The sequence below is a fragment of the Streptomyces sp. NPDC017979 genome (assembly GCF_044328175.1).
Lineage (GTDB): Bacteria > Actinomycetota > Actinomycetes > Streptomycetales > Streptomycetaceae > Streptomyces.
This window is the reverse complement of the sequence record NZ_JBIRGU010000018.1, coordinates 89,668-116,138: the sequence shown is the minus strand read 5'-3', so window position 1 is coordinate 116,138 and position 26,471 is coordinate 89,668. Positions and strand designations below refer to the sequence as shown.

At 72.2% G+C, this 26,471-nt stretch carries 24 protein-coding genes; 21 read left to right on the top strand and 3 right to left on the bottom strand.

Annotated features, from left to right (window positions below; all coding sequences use genetic code 11):
* Positions 1-8: 8 nt before the first annotated feature.
* The gene (locus tag ACH4E8_RS32495) at positions 9-722 is read right to left on the bottom strand and encodes a DUF2470 domain-containing protein (RefSeq protein WP_398455081.1); all 714 of its coding nucleotides are present in this window, start codon (positions 720-722) and stop codon (positions 9-11) included.
* Between the two features lie 191 nt (positions 723-913).
* Between ACH4E8_RS32495 and rpsD the strand changes: the two genes are divergently transcribed.
* Positions 914-1,528, top strand: coding sequence for a 30S ribosomal protein S4 (gene rpsD, locus ACH4E8_RS32490; protein WP_361540823.1), 615 nt, complete (start codon positions 914-916; stop codon positions 1,526-1,528).
* 46 nt (positions 1,529-1,574) lie between these two features.
* Here the strand turns inward: rpsD and ACH4E8_RS32485 are convergent, their stop codons facing one another.
* Complete coding sequence (locus tag ACH4E8_RS32485; RefSeq protein WP_398455079.1) at positions 1,575-3,767, bottom strand: ATP-binding protein; 2,193 nt, start codon at positions 3,765-3,767, stop codon at positions 1,575-1,577.
* A 239-nt stretch (positions 3,768-4,006) separates the two neighbouring features.
* Between ACH4E8_RS32485 and ACH4E8_RS32480 the strand changes: the two genes are divergently transcribed.
* From ACH4E8_RS32480 to nusB, 14 genes are all read left to right on the top strand, one after another.
* Positions 4,007-4,459, top strand: coding sequence for a DUF948 domain-containing protein (locus ACH4E8_RS32480; protein WP_398455077.1), 453 nt, complete (start codon positions 4,007-4,009; stop codon positions 4,457-4,459).
* A 7-nt stretch (positions 4,460-4,466) separates the two neighbouring features.
* Positions 4,467-4,817, top strand: a complete 351-nt coding sequence (locus ACH4E8_RS32475) for a DUF6167 family protein (protein WP_398455075.1) — start codon at positions 4,467-4,469, stop codon at positions 4,815-4,817.
* On the top strand, positions 4,817-7,486 hold the full coding sequence (gene alaS / locus ACH4E8_RS32470) for an alanine--tRNA ligase (RefSeq protein WP_398455074.1): 2,670 nt from the start codon (positions 4,817-4,819) through the stop codon (positions 7,484-7,486). The genes ACH4E8_RS32475 and alaS overlap by 1 nt, the downstream gene beginning before the upstream one ends.
* Positions 7,483-7,947, top strand: coding sequence for a Holliday junction resolvase RuvX (ruvX, locus tag ACH4E8_RS32465; protein ID WP_398455073.1), 465 nt, complete (start codon positions 7,483-7,485; stop codon positions 7,945-7,947). The genes alaS and ruvX overlap by 4 nt, the downstream gene beginning before the upstream one ends.
* Before the next feature lie 103 nt (positions 7,948-8,050).
* Entirely contained in the window at positions 8,051-9,790 is a 1,740-nt protein-coding gene (gene mltG / locus ACH4E8_RS32460; protein WP_398455071.1) for an endolytic transglycosylase MltG, read from the top strand.
* Complete coding sequence (locus ACH4E8_RS32455) at positions 9,787-10,644, top strand: shikimate dehydrogenase (RefSeq protein WP_398455069.1); 858 nt, start codon at positions 9,787-9,789, stop codon at positions 10,642-10,644. Before mltG ends, ACH4E8_RS32455 begins: the two co-directional genes overlap by 4 nt.
* 129 nt (positions 10,645-10,773) lie before the next feature.
* Positions 10,774-11,958, top strand: a complete 1,185-nt coding sequence (gene aroC, locus ACH4E8_RS32450; protein WP_398455067.1) for a chorismate synthase — start codon at positions 10,774-10,776, stop codon at positions 11,956-11,958.
* Positions 11,955-12,473, top strand: coding sequence for a shikimate kinase (locus ACH4E8_RS32445; RefSeq protein ID WP_398455066.1), 519 nt, complete (start codon positions 11,955-11,957; stop codon positions 12,471-12,473). The genes aroC and ACH4E8_RS32445 overlap by 4 nt, the downstream gene beginning before the upstream one ends.
* Positions 12,470-13,564: a 3-dehydroquinate synthase gene (gene aroB / locus ACH4E8_RS32440; protein ID WP_398455065.1), complete on the top strand. Its 1,095-nt coding sequence runs from the start codon at positions 12,470-12,472 to the stop codon at positions 13,562-13,564. Before ACH4E8_RS32445 ends, aroB begins: the two co-directional genes overlap by 4 nt.
* Complete coding sequence (aroQ, locus tag ACH4E8_RS32435; RefSeq protein WP_398455063.1) at positions 13,561-14,001, top strand: type II 3-dehydroquinate dehydratase; 441 nt, start codon at positions 13,561-13,563, stop codon at positions 13,999-14,001. Before aroB ends, aroQ begins: the two co-directional genes overlap by 4 nt.
* A 229-nt stretch (positions 14,002-14,230) precedes the next feature.
* Entirely contained in the window at positions 14,231-15,166 is a 936-nt protein-coding gene (locus tag ACH4E8_RS32430) for an AAA family ATPase (protein ID WP_398455143.1), read from the top strand.
* Between the two features lie 64 nt (positions 15,167-15,230).
* Complete coding sequence (locus ACH4E8_RS32425; RefSeq protein ID WP_398455061.1) at positions 15,231-16,334, top strand: aminopeptidase P family protein; 1,104 nt, start codon at positions 15,231-15,233, stop codon at positions 16,332-16,334.
* A gap of 58 nt (positions 16,335-16,392) precedes the next feature.
* On the top strand, positions 16,393-16,959 hold the full coding sequence (gene efp, locus ACH4E8_RS32420) for an elongation factor P (protein WP_398455060.1): 567 nt from the start codon (positions 16,393-16,395) through the stop codon (positions 16,957-16,959).
* A gap of 2 nt (positions 16,960-16,961) precedes the next feature.
* A complete protein-coding gene (gene nusB, locus ACH4E8_RS32415) occupies positions 16,962-17,396 on the top strand; it encodes a transcription antitermination factor NusB (RefSeq protein WP_398455059.1) in 435 nt (144 codons plus the stop codon).
* 220 nt (positions 17,397-17,616) lie between these two features.
* Here nusB and bldD read toward each other — a convergent pair whose 3' ends face one another.
* Positions 17,617-18,117 (bottom strand): transcriptional regulator BldD, encoded by a 501-nt coding sequence (gene bldD, locus ACH4E8_RS32410; protein WP_361540868.1) that lies wholly within the window; start codon positions 18,115-18,117, stop codon positions 17,617-17,619.
* A gap of 264 nt (positions 18,118-18,381) precedes the next feature.
* On the opposite strand from bldD, the gene pyrR reads away from it, so the two are divergent.
* The 6 genes from pyrR to carB all read left to right on the top strand — a co-directional run bounded on the left by pyrR (position 18,382) and on the right by carB (position 26,424).
* Positions 18,382-18,990, top strand: a complete 609-nt coding sequence (gene pyrR / locus ACH4E8_RS32405) for a bifunctional pyr operon transcriptional regulator/uracil phosphoribosyltransferase PyrR (RefSeq protein WP_398455057.1) — start codon at positions 18,382-18,384, stop codon at positions 18,988-18,990.
* 125 nt (positions 18,991-19,115) lie between these two features.
* On the top strand, positions 19,116-20,111 hold the full coding sequence (locus ACH4E8_RS32400; RefSeq protein WP_398455055.1) for an aspartate carbamoyltransferase catalytic subunit: 996 nt from the start codon (positions 19,116-19,118) through the stop codon (positions 20,109-20,111).
* A gap of 2 nt (positions 20,112-20,113) precedes the next feature.
* A complete protein-coding gene (locus ACH4E8_RS32395) occupies positions 20,114-21,400 on the top strand; it encodes a dihydroorotase (protein WP_398455053.1) in 1,287 nt (428 codons plus the stop codon).
* Positions 21,397-21,969, top strand: coding sequence for a hypothetical protein (locus ACH4E8_RS32390; protein ID WP_398455051.1), 573 nt, complete (start codon positions 21,397-21,399; stop codon positions 21,967-21,969). The genes ACH4E8_RS32395 and ACH4E8_RS32390 overlap by 4 nt, the downstream gene beginning before the upstream one ends.
* Positions 21,966-23,114 (top strand): glutamine-hydrolyzing carbamoyl-phosphate synthase small subunit, encoded by a 1,149-nt coding sequence (gene carA, locus ACH4E8_RS32385; RefSeq protein ID WP_398455049.1) that lies wholly within the window; start codon positions 21,966-21,968, stop codon positions 23,112-23,114. Before ACH4E8_RS32390 ends, carA begins: the two co-directional genes overlap by 4 nt.
* Entirely contained in the window at positions 23,107-26,424 is a 3,318-nt protein-coding gene (gene carB / locus ACH4E8_RS32380) for a carbamoyl-phosphate synthase large subunit (RefSeq protein ID WP_398455048.1), read from the top strand. Before carA ends, carB begins: the two co-directional genes overlap by 8 nt.
* Positions 26,425-26,471: the final 47 nt, after the last annotated feature.

The following is a 26,471-nucleotide window of genomic DNA, read 5'->3' as shown; positions in this document are numbered from 1 at the left end:
GGCCGACTTCAGTGTGCGGCGGCCTCGAAGAGCAGGTGCATCGCACGGCGCAGCTCGATCACGTCGCGCACCGGCTCGGGGAAGTCGAAGCGGGCGTCGAAGCACCGCTCCCCGGTGAAGCGCACCCGCAGCCCGAACCGGTCGAGCGCCAGCGGTACGGCACGCAGCCCCCGCACCTGCTGTTCGGCCGACGCCCCCGACGGGCCCTGTGCGCGCTCGCCGAGCAGCGCGCACAGCTCCTGCACCTGCGGGCCGTGTGCCGAGTGCAGGTGCTGGAGCAACTCGGTCTCGTGGGCCACGAGCGGGTCGGGCAGTGCCCGGGCGAACTCCTCCGGGTCCACGGCGGACGCACCCCACAGGTCGTCCACCGACAGCTCGCCCACTTCGAGCCGGAGCATCATCCCGCCCGGCTCGGCGAGCCCGGGGGCCAGGGTGAGCCAGCCGGACGCCCAGGCGCGGCCCCGGATGCGGTGCGGCACGGCGACCGGAGCCACGTCCGTGACCTCCAGCACCGCGGACAGCTCGTCGTCCTGGGCGTGCGTGGCGGCGCGCACCACGGGGGAGTCGGCGGGGAAGAGGAGGAACACCTCGCCGTCGCAGCCCACCACGCGCGCCTGCGGGGCCAGGAGCTCCTGGGGGATGCCGTCGAGGCCCGGGACGAGCAGCACGGCTGAGCATGTACTCTGTACGAGAGTTCGTGTGCGCTCGGCTGCTGACGGCATCCGAGTGATATCAAGCCCGCTGGGACGCGGCTGACCATGAGCTGATCGGACCTCCGTCGCCTCGACGCTCCTCTGAGCAGCGTCGGCTTCTTTTGTGCTGTCCGTGATGCGCTTGGTGTTCCCAGGGCGAGACATGCGATCTCCTTGAGTAAGGTGAGCCTAACCTAACCTATTTCGGAGGTCTGGAGAACGTGCCTAACCAGTCGCGTCCCAAGGTCAAGAAGTCCCGTGCCCTCGGCATCGCCCTGACGCCGAAGGCCGTCAAGTACTTCGAGGCCCGCCCGTACCCGCCGGGCGAGCACGGCCGTGGTCGCAAGCAGAACTCGGACTACAAGGTCCGTCTGCTGGAGAAGCAGCGCCTGCGCGCCCAGTACGACATCAGCGAGCGCCAGATGGCCCGCGCCTACGACCGCGCCCGCAAGGCCGAGGGCAAGACCGGCGAGGCGCTCGTCGTCGAGCTGGAGCGCCGCCTCGACGCCCTGGTGCTGCGTTCGGGCATCGCCCGCACCATCTACCAGGCCCGTCAGATGGTCGTCCACGGCCACATCGAGGTCAACGGCGGCAAGGTCGACAAGCCGTCCTTCCGCGTCCGTCCCGACGACGTCGTGATGGTCCGCCAGCGCTCCCGCGAGAAGTCGCTGTTCCAGGTCGCCCGTGAGGGTGGCTTCGCGGCCGACGGCGAGACCCCGCGCTACCTGCAGGTCAACCTGAAGGCCCTGGCGTTCCGCCTGGACCGCGACCCGCAGCGCAAGGAGATCCCCGTGATCTGCGACGAGCAGCTGGTCGTCGAGTACTACGCCCGCTGATCCACCGCGCCCGGCTCCGGCCGGGCACCCGGTGCGAACGCGCGCCTCAGCCCGCCGCCTCCCCTCCGCCGTCATCGGCGGGGGAGTCGGCGGGCTCCCGCGTTCCCAGGGCCCGTCGCACCGCTGCTTCCAGCGGCAGTGCCCGGCCCTCGCGCGCACGGCGTCGATAGCCGTCGGCCCCCAGCGCGGCCAGGGCCCGGTCGTACGCCAGCGCCCGCGGTGCGCCGAAGTGGCGCGAGCCGAAGAGCGGCAGGCCCACCGCGTCCCACACCGGCGCCGCCGCGCCCTGGAGCACGGCGGCCTCCGCCGCGTCGCCCTCGTCGACCGTGACGAGCGCCAGCAGCTCCAGCGCCAGCACCAGCCCCACCAGGTCGTGGAAGCGGTGGCTCGTCCCCAGCGCCGTCACCAGCAGCCCCCGGGCGGCGGCGGTCTCGCCGCGCGACCAGGCCGCGTACGCCAGGACGTACAGCGCGTACGCCCGGGCCCACAGCTCCCCGCGCTCCTCGCAGACCTCCCGGACCTCCTCGCACAGGGCCACCGCCTCCGCGAGCCGCTCCTGGAAGGCCAGCGACATCGCCAGCTCCACCTGCCCCATCAGCACCTGGCTGTTGAGCTCGCCCAGCTCCCGGTAGGAGGCGAGCGCGCCCCGCAACAGGTCCTCGGCGCGGCTGAGCTCCCCGGAGAGCAGCGCCAGACAGCCGGTGCGGTGGACGGCGTACGCCGTGGCCCGCGCGCTGCCGGCGCGGGCGGCCTCCTCGCGGCACTCGTGGAGCGCGCCGGCGCCCGCCGCGGCGTCCCCCTGGAGCGTCGCCACGTATCCGAGCACCCACAGCGCCTTGAGCCGCGAGTCCTGGTGCGCGCCCTCGTCGGCGATGACGGCCTGGAGCCAGTGCCGGCCCTCGGCGAGGCGACCGCAGCCGACCCAGTAGAACCACAGGGTGCCCGCGAGGTACTGGCCCAGGTGCAGTTCCTCTTCGCTCTCCAGGCACAGCTCCAGTGCCGCCCGCAGATTGGGCAGTGCGCCTTCCGCGAGGGCCGCGACCTCCTCCTGTCGCGGGCTGAACCAGTCCAGCTCGCACCAGGTCGCGAGCCCCACGTACCAGTCGCGGTGCCGTCGGCGCACCCGGTGGACGTCGCCGAGCGCGGCCAGCCACTCCTGCCCGTAGGCGCGCAGGGTGTCCAGCATCCGGTAGCGCACCCCGGCGGGGGTCTCCTCGCGGGTCAGCACGGACTGGGCGAGCAGTTCGCCGACGACGTCCAGCACGGCGTCGGCGGGCAGGTCGGGTCCGCTGCACACGTACTCGACCGCCTCCAGGTCGAACGGCCCGGCGAAGACCGAGAGCCGGGCCCACAGCAGCCGCTCCCGGGGTGTGCACAGCTCGTGGCTCCAGCCCACCGCGGTGCGCAGGGTGCGGTGGCGCGGCAGCGCACCCCTGGTGCCGCCGGTGAGCAGCCGGAACCGGTCGTCGAGCCGGGCGACGATGTCGTCCACCGAGAGGACCGGGAGGCGACCCGCGGCGAGTTCCAGCGCGAGCGGGATGCCGTCCAGGCGCCGGCACAGCTCCCGTACGGACGCCTCGTGCCCGTCGGACAGCCGGAAGCCGGGGAGCACCCGCGCCGCCCGGTCGGCGAACAGCAGCACGGCGTCGTCCTCCGGCAGCGGGTCCAGCGGCAGGACCGCCTCGCTCGCCAGCCGCAGCGGCCGGCGCCCGGCGGCGAGCACCGTGAGCCCGGGGGCGTGCCGCAGCAGGTCGGCCACGACCTCGGCACAGGCGTCCACGATGTGCTCGTAGCCGTCGAGGACGAGCAGGAGCCGGCGGCTGGACAGGTGGTCCAGCAGGACGGTCCGGGCGGGGCGGGGCGTCTGGTCGGTGATGCCGAGCGCCTCGGCGAGGGCGTGCTCCACCAGGCCCGGATCGCGCACGGCCGCCAACTCGACCAGGTGCGCACCATTGGCGTACCGATTCTGCACAGCGCCGGCGCACTCCAGCGCGAGCCGCGACTTGCCGACTCCCGCCGCCCCCGAGAGCGTGACCAGCCGGGAGTCCGCCAGCATCCGGGGCAGCTCGGCCAACTCGGTGACCCGGCCGAAGAAACGGTTCAGCGGAAGGGGGAGGAAGCCGGCCGAGGGCAGGGCGGGAGGAGCGCCGACGAAAGCCCGCACCGAAGCGGGATCGGAGCCCTGGGACCGGTCGTCCGGAGGGAACGGAAAGGGGCCGTCACAAGGGGAGCGCCGCATGGAACACGGAGCGTACCGGCGCGTAAGCGGTCCGTACAATCCGGTGGACGGGTGCTGTTGCGGGCCGGGGGGAATGCGGTATGGGGGGCCACCCCGGTCGCGATAGGGTCTAAGGACGATTTCGAGGCGCGATGCGCCCCCGGAGATCCCGAAAGTACGCACAGAAGGCCGCGGCGGATCGCAGGGTCCCTGCAGACCCGCGCGGACGGACGGCGGACAGACACAGGAAGCGGTGCAGTGTGACCGGTGGTGAGGTTGCCGGGATCCTGGTGGCCGTCTTCTGGGCGATCCTGGTCTCCTTCCTCGCCGTGGTGCTGGTGAGGCTGGCCCAGACGCTCAGGGCGACCACCCGGCTCGTGGCGGAGGTGACGGAGCGGGCGGTCCCGCTGCTGACCGACGCCTCGGCGACGGTCCGCTCGGCGCAGACCCAGCTCGACCGGGTCGACGCGATCGCGACTGACGTCCAGGAGGTCACCTCCAACGCCTCCGCGCTCTCCACCACGGTCGCCTCCACCTTCGGCGGTCCGCTGGTCAAGGTCGCCGCCTTCGGCTACGGCGTACGGAAGGCGATGAGCCGCAAGGGCGACGAGGAGCCGTCCCCGCGCCGCCGGTCCGAGCCGCGCACCGTGGTGGTCGCCAGGACCGTGTCGGCCGCCCGGGGCGGCCGCGGCCGCTGGGGCAGGAAGGGCTGAGGCAGGAATGTTCCGTCGTACGTTCTGGTTCGCCGCGGGCGCCGCTGCCGGCGTCTGGGCCACCACCAAGGTGAACCGCAAGATCCAGCAGCTCACGCCCGAGAGCCTCGCGGCGCAGGCCGCGAACAAGGCGATCGAGGCGGGGCACCGCGTCAAGGACTTCGCCCTCGACGTCCGCGCCGGAATGATCCAGCGCGAGGAGGAGTTGGGCGAGGCACTGGGCGTGCACGCCCCCGTCGACCCCGAGCTGCCCGCCCAGCGGGCCCGGCGCGCGATCGCCCGCCCACCCGCTGCGGACCGCCCCGCGCAGCACCCGCACCACGCCCACCACTCGCACAACCGGAATGAGGACCACTGATGGAGTCGGCTGAAATCCGCCGCCGCTGGCTGAGCTTCTTCGAGGAGCGCGGGCACACCGTCGTGCCTTCGGCGTCGCTCATCGCGGACGACCCGACTCTGCTGCTGATCAACGCGGGCATGGTGCCGTTCAAGCCGTACTTCCTCGGCGAGACCAGGCCGCCGGCCCCGCGCGTCACCAGCGTGCAGAAGTGCGTCCGGACCCCGGACATCGAAGAGGTCGGCAAGACCACCCGGCACGGCACGTTCTTCCAGATGTGCGGCAACTTCTCCTTCGGTGACTACTTCAAGGAAGGCGCCATCAAGCTCGCCTGGGAGCTGCTGACCGCCTCCCAGGACGACGGCGGCTACGGGCTGGACCCCGAGCGCCTGTGGATCACGGTCTACGAGCAGGACGACGAGGCCGAGCAGATCTGGCGCGACGTCATCGGCGTGCCCGCCGAGCGCATCCAGCGCCTGGGCATGGGCCCGAACTTCTGGTCCATGGGCGTGCCCGGACCGTGCGGCCCCTGCTCCGAGATCAACTACGACCGCGGCCCGGAGTTCGGCGAAGAGGGCGGCCCGGCCGTCAACGACGAGCGCTACGTCGAGCTGTGGAACCTCGTCTTCATGCAGTACGAGCGGGGCCCGGGCGAGGGCAAGGAGGACTTCCCGATCCTCGGTGAGCTCCCCTCGAAGAACATCGACACCGGCCTCGGCCTCGAACGCCTCGCGATGATCCTCCAGGGCGTGCACAACATGTACGAGACGGACACGCTCCGCGTCGTCATGGACAAGGCCACCGAACTCACCGGCGTGCGCTACGGCGCCGAGCACGACTCCGACGTCTCCCTGCGCGTGGTCGCCGACCACATCCGCACCTCGGTCATGCTGATCGGCGACGGCGTCACCCCCGGCAACGAGGGCCGCGGCTACGTCCTGCGCCGCATCATGCGCCGCGCCATCCGCAACATGCGCCTGCTCGGCGCCACCGGCCCGGTCGTCGCCGAACTGGCCGACGTCGTCATCCGGACCATGGGCGAGCAGTACCCGGAGCTGGTCACCGAGCGCACCCGCATCGAGGCCGTCGCCCTCGCCGAGGAGGCCCGCTTCCTCAAGACGCTGAACGCCGGCACCAACGTCCTCGACGGCGCCGTCAGCGAGGCCAAGCAGGCCGGCTCCACCGTGCTGACCGGCGACAAGGCGTTCCTGCTCCACGACACCTGGGGCTTCCCGATCGACCTCACCCTGGAGATGGCCGCCGAGCAGGGGCTCAGCGTCGACGAGGACGGCTTCCGCCGGCTCATGAAGGAGCAGCGGGACCGCGCCAAGGCCGACGCCCGGGCCAAGAAGACCGGCCACGCCGACCTGTCCGCGTACCGCGAGGTCGCCGACACGGCCGGCTCCACCGACTTCACCGGCTACCTCGCCACCGAGGGCGAGTCCACCGTCGTCGGTCTGCTCGTCGACGGCGTGCCCTCGCCCGCCGCCGTGGAGGGCGACGAGGTCGAGGTCGTCCTCGACCGCACCCCCTTCTACGCCGAGGGCGGCGGCCAGCTCGCCGACCAAGGCCGCATCCGGCTGGACTCCGGCGCCGTCATCGAGGTCCGCGACGTCCAGCAGCCCGTGCCCGGAGTCTCCGTGCACAAGGGGTCCGTGCAGGTCGGCGAGGTGACGGTGGGCGCCTCGGCGTACGCCGCCATCGACGTCACGCGCCGGCGGGCCATCGCCCGCGCCCACAGCGCCACCCACCTCACCCACCAGGCCCTGCGCGACGCGCTCGGCCCCACCGCCGCCCAGGCCGGTTCGGAGAACTCCCCGGGCCGCTTCCGCTTCGACTTCGGCTCGCCCGCCGCCGTCCCCGGCACCGTCCTCACCGACGTGGAGCAGCGGATCAACGAGGTCCTCTCCCGCGAGCTGGACGTCCAGGCCGAGGTCATGAGCCTGGACGAGGCCAAGAAGCAGGGCGCCATCGCCGAGTTCGGCGAGAAGTACGGCGAGCGCGTGCGGGTCGTCACCATCGGAGACTTCTCCAAGGAGCTGTGCGGCGGCACCCACGTCCACAACACCGCCCAGTTGGGTCTGGTGAAGCTGCTCGGCGAGTCCTCCATCGGCTCCGGAGTGCGCCGCATCGAAGCCCTCGTCGGCGTCGACGCGTACAACTTCCTCGCCCGGGAGCACACGGTCGTCGCCCAGCTCCAGGAGCTGGTCAAGGGCCGTCCCGAGGAGCTGCCGGAGAAGATCTCCGGAATGCTCGCCAAGCTGAAGGACGCCGAGAAGGAGATCGAGAAGTTCCGCGCGGAGAAGGTGCTCGCCGCCGCCGCCGGACTCGCCGACGGTGCCAAGGACGTCCGCGGCACCGCCCTGGTGACCGGTCAGGTCCCGGACGGCACCTCCGCCGACGACCTGCGCAAGCTGGTCCTGGACGTGCGCGGCCGCATCCCGGGCGACCGTCCCGCCGTGGTGGCCCTGTTCACCGTGGCGAACGGCCGCCCGCTGACCGTCATCGCCACCAACGAGGCCGCGCGCGAGCGCGGGCTGAAGGCCGGTGACCTGGTCCGCACCGCCGCGAAGACCCTCGGCGGCGGAGGCGGCGGCAAGCCGGACGTCGCCCAGGGCGGCGGCCAGGACCCGACGGCCGTCGACGAGGCCGCCGCCGCCGTCGAGCGTCTGGTGGCCGAGACCTCGTGAGACGCGGACGCCGCCTCGCGATCGACGTCGGGGACGCCCGGATCGGGGTCGCCTCGTGCGACCCCGACGGGATCCTCGCCACGCCGGTGGAGACCGTGCCGGGACGTGACGTCCCGGCCGCCCACCGGCGGTTGCGGGCCCTGGTCGAGGAGTACGAGCCGATCGAGGTCGTGGTCGGGCTGCCCCGCTCGCTCAACGGGCGGGAGGGGCCGGCCGCCACCAAGGTGCGCACCTTCGCCCGGGAACTCGCCCGCGGGATCGCGCCGGTGCCGGTGCGGTTGCTCGACGAGAGGATGACCACAGTATCGGCCAGTCAGGGACTGCGTGCCGCGGGCGTGACGTCCAAAAAGGGGCGATCTGTCATCGACCAGGCTGCCGCTGTGTTGATCCTCCAGAACGCTCTGGAGTCCGAACGGGCGTCAGGCGCGCCCCCTGGTGAGAGCGTCGGAGGGATTGTCTGATCGCGATACGGTAACGTTCCGCGCCGTGCGGCGGTGCTCGAACAACTGCCTCACCGAAACGACAGCGGGACGGTAATCCGCCCGACTCGCGGCTAGGGGATCGATGACTGATTATGGCCGGGGCCCCGGCTCCGAACCGTGGCATCCCGATGACCCTCTCTACGGCGACCAGGGATGGAACGGCCAGCAGGCCGGCTCCGGTCACGACCCCTACGGCGGACATCCGCAGCAGCAGTACCCGCACGCCCAGCACCCGGAGCAGCCGTACGGCGTCCAGGACCCCTACCAGCAGCAGTACGCGCAGCAGCAGCACCAGCACCAACAGCAGGCGCCGTACGCCGCCGGGCAGCAGCACCCCGGCCACCAGCACCACACCGGTTCCCAGAGCTACGGCGGCCAGTGGGACCCCGGCCAGCAACCGGCCGTGGGGTACGGCCCCGAGACCTACGGGGCCAACCCGGCCGACGCCTACGCCGGCCAGGCCCCTAGCTACCAGGGCCAACCCGAGACCGACCACTACGCCACCCCCGACGCGTACCCCCCGCCCGAGCCCCCCGCCCGGCGCAGCGCCGAACCCGAGGCCAAGGCGGCCCCCTGGGACGCCGAAGCGCCCGAAGAGGAGCGGCACCCCTTCTTCGGCGGTGACGATGACGACAGCGACGGCGACGACGGCGGTAGACGCAGCGGCGAAGCCACCGGCCGCGCCGCGCGCCGCGGCGGCGGCGCCGGCTCCGGCGAACGCCGCGGCAAGGGCAAGAAGAAGAGCCGCAACGGCTGCGCCTGCCTGGTGGTCTCCCTGGTGCTGGTCAGCGGGCTCGGCGGCGTGTCGTACTTCGCCTACCAGTTCTGGCAGGGCCAGTTCGGTGCCGCACCCGACTACGCGGGCGCGGGCAGCGGCTCCGTCGTGGTCGAGATCCCCAAGGACGCGGGCCTCGCGGAGATCGGCTCGATCCTGAAGAAGCACGACGTCGTGAAGAGCTCCGGCGCCTTCGTCGCCGCGGCCGACAGCAACCCCCGCGCCAAGACCATCCAGGCCGGGGTGTACGTCCTCGCCAAGGAGATGTCGGGCGCCAATGCCGTCAAGGCGATGCTCGACCCCAAGAGCAGCAGCAACCTGATCATTCCCGAGGGCAAGCGGAACTCCTTCATCTACGCCGAGATCGACAAGCGGCTGGAGCTGAAGCTCGGGACCACCCAGCAGGTGGCCAAGGAACAGGTGAAGAACCTCGGCCTGCCGGCCTGGGCGGGCAAGGGCGGCGACATCAAGGACCCGCTGGAGGGCTTCCTCTTCCCCGCGGCCTATCCGGTGGCCAAGGGCATGAAGCCCGAGGCCGTGCTGAAGAAGATGGTCGCCCGCGCCAACGAGGAGTTCGGGAAGGCGGACCTGGAGAAGGAAGCCCAGCGCCTCGGGCTCAAGTCGCCGATGGAGATCCTCACCGTCGCGAGCCTCGTCCAGGCCGAGGGCAAGTACAAGAAGGACTTCGACAAGGTCGCCCGGGTCGTCTACAACCGCCTCCAGCCCGACAACACCGAGACCGTGGGCCGGTTGGAGTTCGACTCGACCGTCAACTACTTCCAGAACAAGAGCCGACTCGACATCGGCAGCGTCGACAAGCTCCGCCAGCTCCCCGACCCGTACAACACGTACCGGATCAAGGGGCTGCCGCCCGGCCCGATCGGCAACCCCGGCATGGAAGCGTTCAACTCCGCGGTCAAGCCGGAGGACGGCCCCTGGTACTACTTCGTCTCGATCGACGAGGACGACACCCGGTTCGCCGAGACGAACGACGAGCACGAGGCGAACCGCCGGGAGTACCTCGAAAAGCAGAAAGCCGGTCAGTGAGCACGACGAACACCCCGCATCCGCACGGGACGGCGAAGCGGCGGGCGGCGGTCCTCGGATCGCCCATCGCCCACTCCCTGTCGCCCGTGCTGCACCGCGCGGCCTACGCCCAACTCGGCCTCGCCGACTGGACGTACGACCAGTTCGAGGTGGACGAGCAGGCCCTGCCGGGCTTCATCGCCGACCTGGACGACGACTGGGCCGGCGTCTCGCTCACCATGCCGCTGAAGCGGGCCGTCATCCCGCTGCTCGACGAGGTCAGCCCCACCGCCGCCGCGGTGGAGGCGGTCAACACCGTCGTGCGCACCGACGACGGCCGCCTGCACGGCGACAACACCGACATCCCCGGGCTGCTCGCCGCCCTGCGGGAGCGGGGCGTCACCGGCGTCGAGTCGGCCGCCGTCCTCGGTGCCGGCGCGACCGCTTCGTCCGCCCTCGCCGCCCTCGCCCACCTGTGCCACGGGCCGGTCACCGCGTACGTCCGCAGCACGGCCCGAGCCGAGGAGATGCGCGGCTGGGGCGAGCGGCTGGGCGTGCAGGTGCGCACCGAGCCGTGGGACCGGGCCGCCGGCGCGCTGATCGAACCGCTGGTCATCGCCACCACCCCGGCCGGCACCACCGATCCGCTCGTCGTCGACGTCCCGGCCCGCCCCGGCACCCTGTTCGACGTGCTCTACGAGCCCTGGCCCACGCCGCTCGCCGCGGCCTGGGCCGCACACGGCGGCGCGGTGCTCGGCGGCCTCGACCTCCTGGTCCACCAGGCCGTGCTCCAGGTGGAACAGATGACCGGGTGCGTCCCGGCCCCGCTGGAGGCCATGCGCAAAGCGGGCGAAGCCGCGCTACACGATCGCTAGGGCGGGGACGTCCGATTGCTGGACCGCGCACGGGGGAGCCACCCGGACGTGGGAGGATCGGTGCAGGCGGGCCAGGGCCGCGCACCCGGTCGCGCCAGCAGTCCAGGCGCGAGCAGGAGGAGCACACCGTTGAGCAGGTTGCGTTGGCTGACGGCGGGGGAGTCGCACGGACCCGCACTGGTGGCGACAATTGAGGGCCTTCCGGCGGGCATCCCGATCACCACCGAGATGGTGGCGGACCACCTCGCCCGGCGGCGGCTCGGCTACGGGCGCGGCGCCCGCATGAAGTTCGAACGCGACGAGGTCACCTTCCTCGGCGGCGTGCGCCACGGGCTGACCCTCGGCTCCCCGGTGGCCGTCATGGTCGGCAACACCGAGTGGCCGAAGTGGGAGAAGGTCATGTCGGCCGACCCCGTCGACCCCGAAGAGCTGGCGTCCCTCGCCCGTAACGCCCCGCTCACCCGCCCCCGGCCCGGCCACGCCGACCTCGCCGGCATGCAGAAGTACGCGCTCGACGAGGCCCGGCCCATCCTGGAGCGCGCCAGCGCCCGGGAGACCGCGGCCCGCGTGGCGCTCGGCGCGGTCGCCCGCTCCTACCTCAAGGAGACCGCGGGCATCGAGATCGTCTCCCACGTCGTCGAGTTCGGCGCCGCCAAGGCCCCCAAGGGCGTGTACCCGACGCCCGCGGACGTGGCACGGCTGGACGCCGACCCGGTGCGTTGCCTGGACGCGGAGGCCAGCGAGGCGATGGTCGCCCAGATCGACCAGGCCCACAAGGACGGCGACACCCTCGGCGGCGTCGTCGAGGTGCTGGCGTACGGCGTCCCCGTCGGCCTCGGCTCGCACGTCCACTGGGACCGCCGCCTGGACGCCCGGCTCGCCGCCGCCCTCATGGGCATCCAAGCCATCAAGGGCGTCGAACTCGGCGACGGCTTCGACCTGGCGCGCGTCCCCGGCTCCCAGGCCCACGACGAGATCGTCTCCACCCCCGAGGGGCTGCGCCGCTCCTCCGGTCGCTCCGGCGGCACCGAGGGCGGCATGTCCACCGGCGAACTGCTGCGGGTGCGCGCCGCGATGAAGCCCATCGCGACCGTCCCGAAGGCGCTGGCCACGGTCGACGTCGCCACCGGCGAGGCCGCCGCGGCCCACCACCAGCGCTCCGACGTGGCCGCGGTGCCCGCCGCCGGCATCGTCGCCGAGGCGATGGTCGCCCTGGTGCTGGCGGACGCCGTCGCGGAGAAGTTCGGCGGCGACAGCGTCACCGAGACCCGCCGCAACGTGCAGTCCTTCCTCGACCACCTCCAGATCCGGTGAGCGGCCCGCTCGTCGTCCTGGTCGGACCCATGGGCTCGGGCAAGTCCACCGTGGGCGAGCTGCTGGCCGACCGGCTCGGGGTGCCCTTCCGGGACACCGATGCCGACATCGTGGCCGCCGAGGGCCGCGAGATCTCCGACATCTTCGTCCAGGAGGGCGAGGACCACTTCCGCGCGCTGGAGCGCGCCGCGGTGGCCACGGCCGTCGCCGAGCACCGCGGGGTGCTCGCGCTGGGCGGGGGAGCGGTGCTGGACGACGGCACCCGCGCCCTGCTGGGCGGGCTGCCCGTGGTCTACCTCTCCCTGGACGTGGAGGAGGCGGTCCGCCGCACCGGGCTGAACCAGGCGCGGCCGCTGCTCGCGGTCAACCCGCGCCGCCAGTGGCGCGAGCTGATGGAGGCCCGGCGCCCGCTGTACGTCGAGGTCGCCCAGGTCGTGGTGGCCACCGACGACCACACCCCCGAAGAGGTCGCCGATGCGGTCCTCGACGCTTTGGAGTTGAAGGACGAGTCATGACCGAGCACCCAGTGACCCGCATCCAGGTCGGCGGCACGGAAGGCACCGATCCGTACGAGGTCCTGGTCGGCCGGCAGCTCCTCGCCGAGCTGCCCGGGCTGATCGGCCCGAGCGGCACGCGGGTGGCCGTGCTCCACCCGGAGGCGCTCGCCGAGACCGGCGCCGCGATCCGCGAGGACCTGACGGCCCAGGGGTACGAGGCCATCGCCGTCCAACTGCCGAACGCGGAGGAGGCCAAGACGGCCGAAGTCGCCGCGTACTGCTGGAAGGCGCTCGGCCAGACCGGCTTCACCCGCAACGACGTCGTCGTCGGCGTCGGCGGCGGCGCCACCACCGACCTCGCCGGCTTCGTGGCCGCGACCTGGCTGCGCGGAGTGCGCTGGATCGCCGTCCCCACCACCGTCCTCGGCATGGTGGACGCGGCCGTCGGCGGCAAGACCGGCATCAACACCGCCGAGGGCAAGAACCTCGTCGGGGCCTTCCACCCGCCCGCCGGCGTGCTGTGCGACCTGGCCGCCCTCGACTCGCTGCCCGTGCACGACTACGTCAGCGGACTGGCCGAGGTCATCAAGGCCGGCTTCATCGCGGACCCGGCGATCCTCGACCTCATCGAGGCCGACCCGCAGGGCGCCCGGTCGCCGAAGGGCCCGCACACCGCGGAGCTCATCGAGCGCTCCATCCGGGTCAAGGCCGAGGTGGTATCCGGCGACCTCAAGGAGGCCGGCCCGCGCGAGGTGCTGAACTACGGCCACACCCTCGGGCACGCCATCGAGAAGAACGAGCGCTACAAGTGGCGGCACGGGGCGGCCGTCTCCATCGGCATGGTCTTCGCCGCGGAACTCGGCAGGCTCGCCGGCCGGCTCGACGACGCGACCGCCGAGCGCCACCGCAGCGTCCTCGGGTCGGTCGGCCTGCCGCTGACCTACCGCGGCGACCAGTGGCCCCGGCTGCTGGAGACGATGAAGGTCGACAAGAAGTCCCGCGGCAACCTGCTGCGCTTCGTCGTCCTCGACGGCCTCGGCAAGCCCACCGTCATCGAGGGCCCGGACCCGGCCGTCCTGCTGGCCGCGTACGGGGAGGTCGCCGAGTGAGCCGTCGGGTGCTGGTCCTCAACGGTCCGAACCTGGGCCGGCTGGGCTCGCGCGAGCCCGACGTCTACGGCGCGACCTCCTACGCCGGCCTGGTGGAGGCGTGCCGCACGCTGGGCGCCGAACTCGGCCTGGACGTCGAGGTGCGCGAGACCAACGACGAGGGCGAGCTGGTCCGCTGGCTCCACGAGGCGGCGGACGGCGCGCTCCCGGTCGTCCTCAACCCCGGTGCGTTCACGCACTACTCGTACGCGATGCGGGACGCCGCCGCGCAGCGGACCGCGCCCCTGATCGAGGTGCACATCTCCAACCCGTACGCCCGGGAGACCTTCCGGCACACCTCGGTCGTCGCAGCCGTGGCGGACGGCACCGTCGCCGGCTTCGGCATCGGCTCCTACCGGCTCGCCCTGCGCGCGCTGGTCGAGGAACTGACGGGCTGACACCGCCCCGGGGTACGGTGCGCCGGGGACGGCGGACGGTGTGGCGATCGTCTCGCCCCCGTCCGCCAACCCCCGCGCCGAACAGGGCACTTCGGGCCGTTCCCGGGCCTTTCCCCGGCTCCGTCCGACGACGGGGGAGCCCGCCCTCCGCCCCGGAGGGTACGGTTCGGTGGCAGTGACAGGGATCCCTGTCGCCGAGGAGCAGTCACACGAGACGGAGTGGCACCGGATGCAGCACGCAGTGGGGGCTCCGCTGCCGCCTCCCCACGGCTCGGGGCAGCCCGGCCGCAGCTGGGCCGGTCAGCCGGCCGCCGCCCCCTGGCCGGGCCCGGATCCGGCCGCCGCGGCTGCCGCGGCGCACGAGCACGGCGCGGTGCCGCCCGGTGCGCCCGTACCGCCACCGCCTCCCGCGCCTCCCGGCGCCGGGCCGGCCCCCAAGGCCCCCCTCGCACCGCCGCCCGTACCGCCGTCGGTGAGCCCGCCGCCGTCCCCGTCCCACAACGGGGGCGCGCCCGCCCCCGGTTGGTCGCAGCAGCCCGATGCCGCACCCCCCTCGGACGGGCCGGCGCCCGTGACCGCCCCGGTGCCGCCGGAGCAGGGCACCGGCGCGACGACCTTGGCCGTGCTGCTCATCGGCCCGGCCGGCGCCGGCAAGACCACCGTCGCCCGCTACTGGGCCGCCCGCCGCCGCGTCCCCACCGCTCACGTCAGCCTCGACGACGTGCGCGAATGGGTCCGCTCCGGCTTCGCCGACCCCCAGTCGGGGTGGAACGAGCACTCCGAGACCCAGTACCGCCTGGCCCGTCGCACCTGCGGCTTCGCCGCCCGCAACTTCCTCGCCAACGGCATCTCCTGCATCCTCGACGACGCCGTCTTCCCCGACCGCCCGGTGGTCGGGCTCGGCGGCTGGAAGCGGCACGTCGGCCCCGGCCTGCTCCCGGTCGTCCTGCTGCCGGGCCTCGACGTCGTCCTGGAGCGCAACGCGGCCCGCAGCGGCAACCGCCGGCTGTCGGACGAGGAGGTCGCCAGCATCCACGGCCGGATGGCCGGCTGGTACGGCTCGGGCCTGCCGATCATCGACAACTCGAAGTACGACGTCCCGACCACGGCCCGGGTCCTGGACGAAGCCCTGGCCCGGGCCATCGCCAGCCCCCCGTCCTTCTGACCGCCCACCCCCCGGTCGGACGTCCCGCCGAGCCGAGCCGGACGATCGCTCGTACGCTCGATGCATGGCAGAGGTGTACGCGGGCCGCCGCGACCGGCTGCGGGAGCGGTGCGCGGGCAACGGCGGCGGAGCGCTGATCTCCCGCCCGGCGAACGTGCGCTACCTCGCCGGGGGAGCGCCCCCGGGAGCCGTGCTGCTGCTCGCGCCCGACGAGGACGTGCTGCTCTGCCCCCGCACCCCCGACGCGGACGCCGGCGACCGCCGCCCCGACGACGCGCTGCGGCTGACCGTGCTGCCCGAGGACGGCCCCGATCCGGCCGTCGCCGCGGCCGAGCTGGCGAGCCGGGCGAAGGCGGAGGCCCTGGCCGTCGAGGAGCACCACCTCACGGTGGCCCGGCACCGGGCGATGCGCGCCACCGCGCCCCGGCTGCACCTGGTCGACACCGGGCTCGCCGCGGAGCAGCAGCGGATCGTGAAGGACGAGGAGGAGATCGCCTGCCTGCGGATCGCGGCGGAGATCACCGACCAGGCGCTCGGCGAACTGCTGGAGTCCATCTTGGTGGGGCGCACCGAGCGGCACCTCGGGCTGGAGTTGGAGCGCCGACTGGTGGACCACGGCGCCGACGGGCCCGCCTTCGCCACGTCGGTGGCCACCGGCCCGCACTCCGGCCGCCGCGGTCACCGCCCCACCGACCGGCGGGTGGAGGAGGGCGACTTCCTCACCGTCTGCGTCGGCGCCGACTACCGCGGCTACCGCTGCGAGATCGGCCGCACGTTCGTCATCGGCACCACCCCCGCGGACTGGCAGATCGAGCTGTACGACCTGGTGTTCAGCGCCCAGCGGGCCGCCCGGGAGTCCCTGTTGCCGGGGATGGCGTGCTGCGACGTGGACCAGGCGGCGCGCCGGATCCTGGACGGCGCTGGGCACGGCGCGGGCCTGGCGCCGCTCACCGGGCACGGCGTGGGCCTGGAAATCGACGAGGACCCCCAGTTGACTCCGGCGGCCATGGGTAAACTGGACGCTTGCGTGCCGGTCACCGTCGAACCGGGGGTCCACCTTCCGGGCCGGGGCGGGGTCCGGATCGATGACACGCTCGTCGTACGCCAGGAGGCGGACGGCGGACCCGAGCTACTCACCATCACGACCAAGGAGCTGCTCGCGCTCTAGCAGCGCGTACCTTCGCAGCCCCGGGGTCGTCCACGTCAGTCCAGGAGATTCCGCAACCGTGGCTTCCACGAACGACCTCAAGAACGGCATGGTGCTCAAGCTCGACAACGACCAGCTCTGGTCCGTCGTCGAGTTCCAGCACGTCAAGCCCGGCAAGGGCCCCGCCTTCGTGCGCACCAAGCTCAAGAACGTGCTGTCCGGGAAGATCGTCGACAAGACGTTCAACGCCGGCGTGAAGGTCGAGACGGCCACCGTCGACCGCCGCGACATGCAGTTCTCGTACATGGACGGCGACTACTTCGTCTTCATGGACATGCAGACGTACGACCAGCTCCACGTGGAGCGCAAGGCCGTCGGTGACGCCGCCAACTTCCTGATCGAGGGCTTCGAGGCCACCGTCGCCACCCACGAGGGCCAGGTGCTCTACGTGGAGCTGCCGGCCGCCGTCGAGCTGGTCATCGCGGAGACCGAGCCGGGCGTCCAGGGCGACCGCTCCACCGGCGGCACCAAGCCCGCCAAGCTGGAGACCGGCTACGAGGTGCAGGTCCCGCTGTTCATCACCACGGGTGAGAAGATCAAGGTCGACACGCGCTCCGGCGACTACCTCAGCCGGGTGAACAGCTAACCGTGGCGGCACGCAGCAAGGCCCGTAAGCGCGCCTTCCAGATCCTCTTCGAGGCCGACCAGCGCGGGGTCTCCGTGCCCACGGTCCTCGCCGACTGGATCCGGCACTCACGGACCGACGACCGGCAGCCCCCGGTCAGCGAGTACACGATCGAACTCGTCGAGGGGTACGAGGAGTACGCGAAGCGGATCGACGAGCTGATTGTCACCTACGCGCGCGACTGGGACCTCGACCGGATGCCGGCGGTCGACCGGAACATCATCCGGCTCGGCGCGTACGAGCTGGTCTGGGTGGACGGGACGCCGGACGCCGTGGTGATCGACGAGGCGGTGGAGCTCGCCAAGGAGTTCTCCACCGACGACTCCCCGTCGTTCGTGAACGGCCTCCTGGGCCGGCTCAAGGACCTCAAGCCGTCCCTGCGGCGCGACGGCGACTGAGCGCAGCGCTGGAGCGTTCCCGGGGCGTACGGCACAGGCCCGGGGCGGAGGTCGATCCTCCGCCCCGGGCCCGCCCGTTTCTTCGCGTACGGGAAGGGCACGCCGGCCGTCGCCCACGACGCGAGAACGCCCGAGGGCGGACCCCCTGATGGGATCCGCCCTCGGGCGTGACGTTTCTCCGGTGCCAGGGCCGACGGCGCAGCGCTGCTCCCGGAAGGGCTCAGCCCTCCTCGTGCGTCACCGCACGGCGGGCGTCCGCGTCGAGCACGCCCCAGCTGATGAGCTGCTCGGTGAGGACCGAGGGCGACTGGTCGTAGATGACGGCGAGGGTGCGCAGGTCGTCCTGGCGGATCGACAGCACCTTGCCGTTGTAGTCCCCGCGCTGGGACTGGATCGTGGCTGCGTACCGCTGGAGGGGGCCGGCCTTCTCCGCCGGCACGTGCGCCAGCCGCTCCAGGTCCAGCACGAGCTTCGGCGGCGGCTCGGCCGCGCCGCCCGGGGTCGTGCCCGGCAGGAGCTCCTGCACCGGCACCCCGTAGAAGTCGGCCAGCTCGGCCAGGCGCTGCACGGTCACGGCGCGGTCCCCGCGCTCGTACGAACCGACGACGACGGCCTTCCAGCGGCCCTGGGACTTCTCCTCCACGCCGTGGAGGGACAGCCCTTGCTGCGTGCGGATGGCGCGGAGCTTGGCCCCGAGCTGCTTTGCGTATTCGCTGGACATATGGCTCCCGGACGCTGACAACGTGCGGCTCCGCCGCGCGGCTGGTGACTCACTGTGAGGTTACGCAGAGTGATCTGGATGCGTCAAGCCGAACGGGTCCAGACCGGTTCCTTGTCATGATCAAGACTGGAATCGCCCCAGGTCCGGACCAGAGCCACCCCCTCCCCGGAAGGTTCGCCCGAATGGCCCTGGTACGGTGGGGAACGCATTGACCGACGTCCTTTAAGGTCCGTCCCGTGAGGCGGAGAAGGAGGTCCTTTTCCCATGGACACCAACAGCCGTGCAGACGGCCCCGATGCGGCCCGGCCCGTACTGGAAGCCCCCGACATCGCGCGGGTGCTGACCCGCATCGCCCACGAGATCGTCGAACGCGCCAAGGGCGCCGACGACGTGGTGCTCCTCGGCATCCCGACCCGCGGCGTCTTCCTCGCCCGCCGGCTCGCCGACAAGCTGGAGCAGATCACCGGACGCACCATCCCGGTCGGTTCCCTCGACATCACCATGTACCGCGACGACCTGCGCCTGCGGCCCGCCCGCGCGCTGGCCCGCACCGAGATCCCCGGCGAGGGCGTCGACGGCCGGCTGGTCGTCCTCGTCGACGACGTGCTCTTCTCCGGCCGGACCATCCGCGCCGCGCTGGACGCCCTCGGCGACATCGGCCGCCCCCGCGCCGTACAGCTCGCGGTCCTCGTCGACCGCGGCCACCGGGAGCTGCCCATCCGCGCCGACTACGTCGGCAAGAACCTGCCCACGTCGCTGCGCGAGACGGTCAAGGTGCTGCTCCGCGAGGAGGACGGCCGCGACACCGTGCTGCTCGGCGTGCGCGAGCCGCGCGACGACGCGAGCGCCCCGCAGGGCGCCGCACAGCGCTGACCCCGCCGCACCCCACCGCCCACCGACCCGCACGGCCCGCGGCACCCGCGCGCCCGTGCGTCCGTACGCCCCCGGGGCGGGCCACACCCCCGCACGCCGACCGAGCACCCACCGGAGCCCACCAGATGAAGCACCACCTCATCTCGGCCGCCGACCTCACGCGTGACGACGCCGTCCTCATCCTCGACACCGCCGAGGAGATGGCCCGCGTCGCCGACCGGCCGATCAAGAAGCTGCCCACCCTCCGCGGGCGCACCGTCGTGAACCTCTTCTTCGAGGACTCGACGCGCACCCGGATCTCCTTCGAAGCCGCCGCCAAGCGGCTCTCCGCCGACGTCATCAACTTCTCCGCCAAGGGGTCCTCGGTCTCCAAGGGCGAGTCCCTCAAGGACACCGCCATGACCCTGGAGGCCATGGGCGCGGACGCGGTCGTCATCCGCCACCACGCCTCCGGCGCGCCCTACCGGCTGGCGAACTCCGGGTGGATCGACGGCGCGGTCGTCAACGCCGGCGACGGCACCCACGAGCACCCCACCCAGGCACTGCTGGACGCCTTCACGATCCGCCGCCGGCTGGTGGGACCCGACGCCGGCATGGGCCGCGACCTGGCCGGCCGCCGGGTCACCGTGGTCGGTGACGTCCTGCACAGCCGGGTCGCCCGCTCCAACGTGCTGCTGCTGCACACCCTCGGCGCCGAAGTCACCCTGGTCGCCCCGCCGACCCTCGTCCCCATCGGCGTCGAGAGCTGGCCCTGCGAGGTCTCCTACGACCTCGACGCCGTGCTGCCCAAGTCCGACGCCGTGATGATGCTCCGCGTCCAGCGCGAGCGGATGAACGCCGCCTTCTTCCCCACCGAGCGCGAGTACGCCCGCCGCTACGGCCTCAGCGGCGAGCGCATGGCCAAGATGCCGGAGCACGCCGTGGTGATGCACCCCGGCCCGATGAACCGCGGCATGGAGATCACCGCCGAGGTCGCCGACTCCGACCGCTGCACCGCCGTCGAGCAGGTGGCCAACGGCGTGTCCGTCCGCATGGCCGTCCTCTACCTGCTGCTCGGCGGCAACGAGTCCGCCGCCGCCCACCCCCGCACCGAGCCCGTCCGTACCGAGGAGACCCCGTAACCATGAGCAAGATCCTTATCCGAGGCGCCCAGGTGCTCGGCGGGCAGGCGCAGGACGTCCTGATCGACGGCGAGACCGTCGTCGAGGTCGCGGACCGCATCGAGCCCGGCGACGCCACGGTCATCGAGGCCGCGGGCCGGGTGCTGCTGCCCGGCCTCGTCGACCTCCACACCCATCTGCGCGAGCCCGGCCGCGAGGACTCCGAGACCGTGCTGACCGGCACCAAGGCCGCGGCCGTCGGCGGCTTCACCGCCGTGCACGCCATGGCCAACACCTTCCCCGTCGCGGACACCGCCGGCGTGGTCGAGCAGGTCTACCGGCTCGGCAAGGAGTCCGGCTACTGCGACGTCCAGCCGGTCGGCGCGGTCACCGTCGGACTGGAGGGCAAGCAGCTCGCCGAGCTGGGCGCCATGCACGACTCGGCCGCCGGGGTGCGGGTCTTCTCCGACGACGGCAAGTGCGTCGACGACGCGGTCATCATGCGCCGCGCCCTGGAGTACGTGAAGGCGTTCGACGGCGTCATCGCCCAGCACGCCCAGGAGCCCCGGCTGACCGAGGGCGCCCAGATGAACGAGGGCGTCGTCTCCGCCGAACTCGGACTCGGCGGCTGGCCCGCGGTCGCCGAGGAGTCGATCATCGCCCGGGACGTGCTGCTCGCCGCCCACGTCGGCTCCCGGGTGCACATCTGCCACCTCTCCACCGCCGGCTCGGTCGAGATCGTCCGCTGGGCCAAGTCCAAGGGGTGGAACGTGACCGCCGAGGTCACCCCGCACCACCTGCTGCTCACCGACGAACTGGTGCGCACCTACAACCCCGTCTACAAGGTCAACCCGCCGCTGCGCACCGAGACCGACGTGCTGGCCCTGCGCGAAGCGCTGGCCGACGGCACGATCGACTGCGTCGCCACCGACCACGCCCCGCACCCGCACGAGGACAAGGACTGCGAGTGGGGCGCCGCCGCCATGGGCATGGTCGGCCTGGAGACCGCGCTCTCCGTCGTCCAGGAGACGATGGTGGACACCGGACTGCTCGACTGGGCCGGCGTCGCCGACCGGATGTCGTTCCGCCCGGCCCGCATCGGCCGCCTCGACGGCCACGGCCGGCCGATCGCCGCGGGTGAGCCCGCCAACCTCACCCTGGTCGATCCGACATACCGTGGAGCGGTGGACCCCGCGGGCTTCGCCTCCCGCAGCCGCAACACCCCCTACCAGGGCCGTGAGCTGCCGGGACGCGTCACCCACACCTTCTTGCGGGGCCGGGCAACGGTCGTCGACGGGAATCTGGCGTGACATCACTCACCACCATCGCAGCCCACCTCGCCGCGGAGAAGAAGTCCGCGGAGGTGACCGACTGGGCGGCCCGCATCGGCTGGGTCGTCGGGCTGCTGATCTTCATCGCCCTGGTCTACTGGCTGATGCGCCAGGGCTGGAAGTGGCGCGGCAGCCTCCAGTCGGGCCTGCCGGAACTGCCCACCGCGCCCGACGACCCCGGCGCACCGCTGCGGACCTCGACCGGCCGCTACCACGGCTCCACCACCGCCGGACAGTGGCTCGACCGCATCGTCGCCCACGGGCTCGGCGTCCGCAGCCGGGTGGAGCTGACCCTCACCGAGGCCGGACTCGACGTGGTGCGCCCCGGCGCCACCGACTTCTTCGTCCCCCGGGCCGCCCTGCGCGAGGCCCGCCTCGACAAGGGCATCGCCGGCAAGGTCCTCGCCGAGGGCGGGCTGCTCATCGTCACCTGGGAACACGGCGGCACGCTGATCGACTCCGGCTTCCGCGCCGACCGGTCCGACGAGCACGCCGACTGGGTGACCACCCTGAACCAACTGATCCACACGACGGAAGGCGCACGATGACCACCTCCACCAGGGGAGTCGCTTCGACGAGGAGCACCACCCCCGCCGTACTCGTCCTGGAGGACGGCCGGATCTTCCGCGGTCGCTCCTACGGGGCCGTGGGGGAGACCTTCGGCGAAGCGGTCTTCAACACCGGCATGACCGGCTACCAGGAGACCCTGACGGACCCCTCGTACCACCGCCAGGTCGTCGTGATGACCGCCCCGCACGTCGGCAACACCGGCGTGAACGACGAGGACGACGAGTCGCGGCGGATCTGGGTGGCCGGATACGTCGTCCGCGACCCCGCCCGCATCCCCTCCAACTGGCGCGCCCGGCGCACCCTGGACTCCGAGCTGACCGCCCAGGACGTCGTCGGCATCAGCGGCGTCGACACCCGGGCGCTCACCCGCCACCTGCGCGAGCGCGGCGCGATGCGGGTCGGGATCTTCTCCGGCGCCGCCCTGGCGGACGAGGAGACCCTGCTCGCCCGGGTCCGGCAGTCCCCGCAGATGAAGGGCGCGGACCTGTCCGCCGAGGTCGCCACCGAGCAGACCTACGTCGTCCCCGCGATCGGCGAGAAGCGCTTCACCGTCGCCGCCGTCGACCTCGGCATCAAGGGCATGACCCCGCACCTGATGGCCGAGCGCGGCATCGAGGTGCACGTGCTGCCCGCCACCGCCACCGTCGAGGAGGTGTACGCGGTCCAGCCCGACGGCGTCTTCCTCTCCAACGGCCCCGGCGACCCCGCCACCGCCGACCTCACCGTGGTCAAGGCGGTCCTGGAGCAGCGCACCCCCCTCTTCGGGATCTGCTTCGGCAACCAGCTCCTCGGCCGCGCCCTGGGCTTCGGCACCTACAAGCTGAAGTACGGCCACCGCGGCATCAACCAGCCGGTCCAGGACCGCACCACCGGCAAGGTCGAGGTCACCGCCCACAACCACGGCTTCGCCGTCGACGCACCGCTCGACGCCGTCTCCGACACCCCCTACGGCCGCGCCGAGGTCTCCCACGTCTGCCTCAACGACGACGTGGTCGAGGGCCTGCGGCTGCTCGACCGGCCGGCCTTCAGCGTCCAGTACCACCCCGAAGCGGCAGCCGGCCCGCACGACGCCGCCTACCTGTTCGACCGCTTCGTCTCCCTGATGGAGGGCCAGCGTGCCTAAGCGCACCGACATCCAGTCCGTCCTGGTCATCGGCTCCGGCCCGATCGTCATCGGCCAGGCCGCCGAGTTCGACTACAGCGGCACCCAGGCGTGCCGCGTCCTCAAGGCCGAGGGCCTGCGGGTCGTCCTGGTCAACTCCAACCCGGCCACGATCATGACCGACCCGGAGATCGCCGACGCCACCTACGTCGAGCCCATCACCCCGGAGTTCGTCGAGAAGATCATCGCCAAGGAGCGCCCCGACGCACTGCTGCCCACCCTCGGCGGCCAGACCGCGCTGAACACCGCGATCGCCATGCACGAGCAGGGCGTCCTGGAGAAGTACGGCGTCGAGCTGATCGGCGCCAACGTCACCGCCATCCACAAGGGCGAGGACCGCGACCTGTTCAAGGAGGTCGTCGAGGCCGTCCGGACCAAGACCGGCCACGGCGAGTCCGCCCGCTCGGTGATCTGCCACACCATGGACGACGTCATCGACGGCGTCGACACCCTCGGCGGCTACCCGGTCGTCGTCCGCCCCTCCTTCACCATGGGCGGCGCCGGCTCCGGCTTCGCCCACGACGAGGAGGAGCTGCGCCGCATCGCCGGCCAGGGCCTCACGCTCTCCCCGACCACCGAGGTGCTCCTGGAGGAGTCCATCCTCGGCTGGAAGGAGTACGAGCTGGAGCTGATGCGCGACAAGCACGACAACGTCGTGGTCGTCTGCTCCATCGAGAACTTCGACCCCATGGGCGTGCACACCGGCGACTCCATCACGGTCGCCCCGGCGATGACCCTCACCGACCGCGAGTACCAGCGGCTGCGGGACATCGGCATCGCGATCATCCGCGAGGTCGGCGTCGACACCGGCGGCTGCAACATCCAGTTCGCCGTCAACCCCGACGACGGCCGGATCATCGTCATCGAGATGAACCCGCGGGTCTCCCGCTCCTCCGCGCTCGCCTCCAAGGCCACCGGCTTCCCCATCGCCAAGATCGCCGCGAAGCTGGCCGTCGGCTACACGCTGGACGAGATCCCCAACGACATCACCGAGCAGACCCCGGCCTCCTTCGAGCCGACGCTCGACTACGTCGTGGTGAAGGCCCCCCGATTCGCCTTCGAGAAGTTCCCCTCCGCCGACGCCTCCCTCACCACCACCATGAAGTCGGTCGGCGAGGCCATGGCGATCGGCCGCAACTTCACCGAGGCGCTGCAGAAGGCCCTGCGCTCCCTGGAGAAGAAGGGCAGCCAGTTCGACTTCGCCACCCCCGTCGCCGACCTCGGCGACAAGGACGAACTGCTCCGCGACGCGGTGCGCCCCACCGACGGCCGGATCAACACCGTCATGGCCGCCATCCGCGCCGGCGCCACCGCCGACGAGGTCTTCGCGGCCACGAAGATCGATCCGTGGTTCGTCGACCAACTCTTCCTGATCAAGGAGTACGCGGACGAGTTGGCGGCCGCGGACGAGCTCACCCCCGAGCTGCTCGCCGAGGTCAAGCGGCACGGCTTCTCGGACGCACAGATCGCCGCCGTCCGCGGACTGCCCGAGGACGTCGTCCGCGAGGTGCGCCACGCGCTCGGCGTGCGCCCGGTCTACAAGACCGTCGACACCTGCGCCGCCGAGTTCGCCGCGAAGACGCCGTACTTCTACTCCTCGTACGACGAGGAGAACGAGGTCGCGCCGCGCGAGAAGCCCGCCGTGATCATCCTCGGCTCCGGCCCCAACCGGATCGGCCAGGGCATCGAGTTCGACTACTCCTGCGTCCACGCCTCCTTCGCCCTCAGCGACGCCGGCTACGAGACCGTGATGGTCAACTGCAACCCCGAGACCGTCTCCACCGACTACGACACCTCCGACCGGCTCTACTTCGAGCCGCTCACCCTGGAGGACGTGCTGGAGATCGTGCACGCCGAAGCCGCGGCCGGGCCGATCGCCGGCGTCGTCGTGCAACTCGGCGGCCAGACCCCGCTCGGCCTGGCGCAGGCCCTGAAGGACAACGGCGTGCCCGTCGTCGGCACCCCGCCGGAGGCCATCCACGCCGCCGAGGACCGCGGCGCCTTCGGCCAGGTGCTCAAGGAAGCCGGCCTCCCGGCACCCAAGCACGGCACCGCCACCACCTTCGCCGAGGCCAAGGCCATCGCCGACGAGATCGGCTACCCGGTCCTGGTGCGCCCCTCGTACGTGCTCGGCGGACGCGGCATGGAGATCGTGTACGAAGAGGCCCGCCTCCAGGCGTACATCGCCGAGTCCACCGAGATCAGCCCCACCCGCCCGGTCCTCGTGGACCGCTTCCTCGACGACGCCATCGAGATCGACGTCGACGCGCTGTACGACGGCGAGGACCTCTACCTCGGCGGCGTCATGGAGCACATCGAGGAGGCCGGCATCCACTCCGGCGACTCGGCGTGCGCCCTGCCGCCGATCACCCTCGGCGGCTACGACGTGAAGCGGCTGCGCGCCTCCACCGAGGCGATCGCGCGCGGGGTGGGCGTGCGCGGACTGATCAACATCCAGTTCGCCATGGCCGGGGACATCCTCTACGTGCTGGAGGCCAACCCGCGCGCCTCCCGCACCGTCCCCTTCACCTCCAAGGCCACCGCCGTACCGCTGGCCAAGGCCGCCGCCCGCATCTCGCTCGGCGCCACCATCGCCGAGTTGCGCGCCGAGGGCCTGCTGCCGGCGAACGGCGACGGCGGCACCCTGCCGATGGACGCACCGATCTCCGTCAAGGAGGCCGTGCTGCCCTGGTCCCGCTTCCGCGACATCCACGGCCGCGGCGTGGACACCGTCCTCGGCCCGGAGATGCGCTCCACCGGCGAGGTCATGGGCATCGACTCCGTCTTCGGCACGGCTTACGCCAAGTCGCAGGCGGGCGCTTACGGCCCGCTGCCCACCAAGGGCCGCGCCTTCATCTCGGTGGCCAACCGGGACAAGCGCTCGATGATCTTCCCCGCCCGCGAGCTGGTCGCCCACGGCTTCGAGCTGCTGGCCACCTCCGGCACCGCCGAGGTCCTCAAGCGCAACGGCATCAGCGCGACCGTGGTGCGCAAGCACAGCGAGGGCGAGGGGCCGAACGGCGAGAAGACCATCGTGCAGCTCATCCACGACGGCCAGGTCGACCTGATCGTGAACACCCCGTACGGCACCGGGGGACGACTCGACGGCTACGACATCCGCACCGCCGCCGTCGCCCGCGCCGTCCCCTGCCTCACCACGGTCCAGGCGCTCGCCGCCGCCGTCCAGGGCATCGAGGCACTGGGACGCGGAGACGTGGGAGTGCGCTCCCTCCAGGAACACGCACGACACCTGACCGCGGCCCGCGACTAGCGAACAGGGGGACACCGTCGAGACGGTGTCCCCCTCTTCATGAGGAA

Excerpts from the sequence above, each read along its gene's own strand:
- ACH4E8_RS32495 (WP_398455081.1), bottom strand. The coding sequence starts at position 722 with ATGCCGTCAGCAGCCGAGCGCACACGAACTCTCGTACAGAGTACATGC.
- ACH4E8_RS32485 (WP_398455079.1), bottom strand. The coding sequence starts at position 3,767 with ATGCGGCGCTCCCCTTGTGACGGCCCCTTTCCGTTCCCTCCGGACGAC.
- ACH4E8_RS32475 (WP_398455075.1), top strand. The coding sequence starts at position 4,467 with ATGTTCCGTCGTACGTTCTGGTTCGCCGCGGGCGCCGCTGCCGGCGTC.
- alaS (WP_398455074.1), top strand. The coding sequence starts at position 4,817 with ATGGAGTCGGCTGAAATCCGCCGCCGCTGGCTGAGCTTCTTCGAGGAG.
- mltG (WP_398455071.1), top strand. The coding sequence starts at position 8,051 with ATGACTGATTATGGCCGGGGCCCCGGCTCCGAACCGTGGCATCCCGAT.
- aroB (WP_398455065.1), top strand. The coding sequence starts at position 12,470 with ATGACCGAGCACCCAGTGACCCGCATCCAGGTCGGCGGCACGGAAGGC.
- ACH4E8_RS32430 (WP_398455143.1), top strand. The coding sequence starts at position 14,231 with ATGCAGCACGCAGTGGGGGCTCCGCTGCCGCCTCCCCACGGCTCGGGG.
- ACH4E8_RS32425 (WP_398455061.1), top strand. The coding sequence starts at position 15,231 with ATGGCAGAGGTGTACGCGGGCCGCCGCGACCGGCTGCGGGAGCGGTGC.
- bldD (WP_361540868.1), bottom strand. The coding sequence starts at position 18,117 with ATGTCCAGCGAATACGCAAAGCAGCTCGGGGCCAAGCTCCGCGCCATC.
- pyrR (WP_398455057.1), top strand. The coding sequence starts at position 18,382 with ATGGACACCAACAGCCGTGCAGACGGCCCCGATGCGGCCCGGCCCGTA.
- ACH4E8_RS32400 (WP_398455055.1), top strand. The coding sequence starts at position 19,116 with ATGAAGCACCACCTCATCTCGGCCGCCGACCTCACGCGTGACGACGCC.
- ACH4E8_RS32395 (WP_398455053.1), top strand. The coding sequence starts at position 20,114 with ATGAGCAAGATCCTTATCCGAGGCGCCCAGGTGCTCGGCGGGCAGGCG.
- carA (WP_398455049.1), top strand. The coding sequence starts at position 21,966 with ATGACCACCTCCACCAGGGGAGTCGCTTCGACGAGGAGCACCACCCCC.